This is a genomic window from Flagellimonas amphidinii (genome assembly GCF_013090115.1).
Taxonomy (GTDB): Bacteria; Bacteroidota; Bacteroidia; order Flavobacteriales; family Flavobacteriaceae; genus Flagellimonas; species Flagellimonas amphidinii.
The window spans coordinates 1-2,701 of record NZ_JABFNN010000011.1; the positions used below are offsets into that span (position 1 = coordinate 1).

The following is a 2,701-nucleotide window of genomic DNA, read 5'->3' on the forward strand; positions in this document are numbered from 1 at the left end:
TCATATCAAATGTGCTATAGGGTTTTTAGAGTATCGATTGTTTTTGAAAATGTCATCAAAAGGCTTTTTTGACCTTTACCCAATCCCTGATGTTCAAATTGATATCTCCATTGGGAGTATAAAAAAGATCATTGTTCTTGAAACCATTTATTATCGCTTTGAAATCGATTTTCTTTGTATCCCCCATACTTATTGGAAAGCATGGGGGACATAAAAAAATAAAAAGTCTTATTGCTATTTCTTCGTTATCCTTTTGGTTTTAAATACACGGTTACCTGTGCATATCCCTTAATGGATTCATAATAGGCCAACAAAGATGCATAGGCCGAATTTGCAGCTGAACTGGTTAGCACAGACCCCCCAGAATAAAAACAGGTCACCTCATAACTGCCATCCACCAAGTCCTCTTCTTCATTGCCGGGATACCATGTTCCACTGTTCAATGTACATGAAGGGCTTCCGTCTGGTGTCCGTTCCAACACCTTCATATAAATTCGTTCGATCTCATAGCCTTCAGGAACATCAGCTTCCGAAGGATCCCAGCGCCAAACATTCCAGACCCCATAGTTCCAATATAGTACACCATCAAATTCAGGAGGTCTTTTACCTACACCTATATCTGCATAATAGATAAGGATTAGGTCATCATTTTCAATATTGATTTCCGCCTCAACTTCTTGAATAAGGATATCCACGGAAGGGTCATCAGGTCCCTTGCTTGTGTAATAGATCCTTGCTGTAATTTTTTCGGTGGCACTTTCCACTTCGGTATCAAGGCTATGGTAATCCACCGATTTTTCTTGAGATATTAGAGTGGTGACAAAATTATTTGATCCGTTAAGTTTTCCATATTTTCCTTCGGTAGACCAAACAACTTTAAAATGGTGAAGTACATTATTTTCCAAAGGTTTGTTGTCCACATCAACAATTCTCAGGGTTATATTGTTGTTTCCTTTTATAGTGATTCCATCAGGGCGAATTCTATATTTTGCGGCATTGATGTTTACAAAGGCAGAATCCCTTCCGACAAGGTTCCCATCTTTAAAAACATCAACATAAATACTTTCCCTGGCATCTGATGGTAGAGGGTTATATTTTGAATCACTTAGATAGGTGATCTGATCAGAATTGGAAGGTACCTTGAAGCTTCCATAGGTTCCTGAGGTACTCCATTGGTAATTATATTCTCCTTCCAAGATTTCTTCATCATCCAAAACTTTTGCTGTAAGAAGAACCTCATCACCCAAGGCCAGCCCCTTTTCAGCGGGATTTATTTTCACTTTTCCGCGACTTACAACGGTGCCGAACACTTCCAATTTATCTGCGGATAGCGTGCGAAATACCCTAGCGATATCTGCAATGGTTAAAATTGAATTCGCAATGGTCAATGGAGCAACTGTTTTTGCTGCCAAGTCCTGAATGCCATACTTATTAAGATTATTAAACCCTATTGCCTTAAGGCCTTTTAGCATATATTCCCAAAATGACTCTGTGCCAACATAATTTGTTGCCAATGCCTTGATAATTTCTATAGCTGCTGTTTTGATATCTCCCTTGTTAAAAGCATCCGTCGCATTTGGCGTACTTGCTAATAGGGCGTTAACAATTTCGATTCCCTCCGAGATTTCGAAGGCACTACCAACGTCCTTAATATCTTTAATGCCCACAGCGTTGGTTACAACCGGAATCAAGAAATCAAACAGAACAGTTTGTAAGGCCAGTGTCCTTGCCATGGATATTTCATCTGGGGTCATGAGCAAATTCTCATCTTTACCTACACCTACCACTCTTACTTCGTATTTGGCTGCACTATCATCATCCAAAAGTTCCAGTTGCTGAGGCCCATTGGTTGTAATGCCCAAATTTTGACCATTAGAAAAACCGATATCTACAGCATTGCCAATAATGGAAGTAACCCCTGAGATAGCCGAAACAGGTATTTCGTAGTCAGCCTTTTCATTACCATCCCCAATAATATCCATTCCGCTTATTGTAACAAAATCCTTCGAACCTTCCTTTTTTGTGGCTACTTTATAAACAAAGGCATGTGCCCTACGTCTCCAATAATTCAATATGTTGATACTGAAAATGTCATTATCGTCCTGAACAACCTTCAAACCACTTTGTATGTCCGCATTGGTCACAAGTACGGAAGCAGCGAGGTCAATGTTTTTTTTGGTGGTCAACTCACCCATGGTGTCGCTTAACCAAGAAATGAACATTTCAGAGTTTAATACCAGTGGGTCATTTTTGTACATTTCGGAAAACTCATCCACATAGGGCTGTATTTCTGGTAAATCTTGAAATTCATTTAAATATCTATCCTTTACTTCGTTGAATTGGAAGACAGTCCCCAGACTAAAATAGAGTGAAGCTTCCAAAAGGGAGGTCATGGTCAGTTCTGGGTGTTCAGGCGAAACAAACCCCATAATGACCATCCTATTCTCATTGTTGGTTACATAAACAAAGGTTTCGGATCCCTTTACGATTTGGACTTGCGCTGTTCCATCGGCATTAATGCCATAACTTTCACCCAGGGTTATCAATTGGGTAGAAGATAGGTCAAGGTCTGTTCCCTCGGGAATAATTACTTGGACCTCCACCATCTCATATTCTATGGTAGAACCCCCTGGATCATCATCGGTACCAGGGTCATCATCAGTTTGAGAGACATCATCATCTACCATGTCCACAGTATCGT

At 40.0% G+C, this 2,701-nt stretch carries 2 protein-coding genes; one reads left to right on the forward strand and one right to left on the reverse strand.

The window, feature by feature from the left end:
- Window positions 1–214: hypothetical protein (locus HJC33_RS17210; protein ID WP_216366619.1), on the forward strand; the 214-nt coding region annotated here is incomplete at its 5' end.
- A gap of 31 nt (window positions 215–245) precedes the next feature.
- Here HJC33_RS17210 and HJC33_RS00110 read toward each other — a convergent pair.
- Window positions 246–2,701: hypothetical protein (locus HJC33_RS00110; protein WP_171656760.1), on the reverse strand; the 2,456-nt coding region annotated here is incomplete at its 5' end.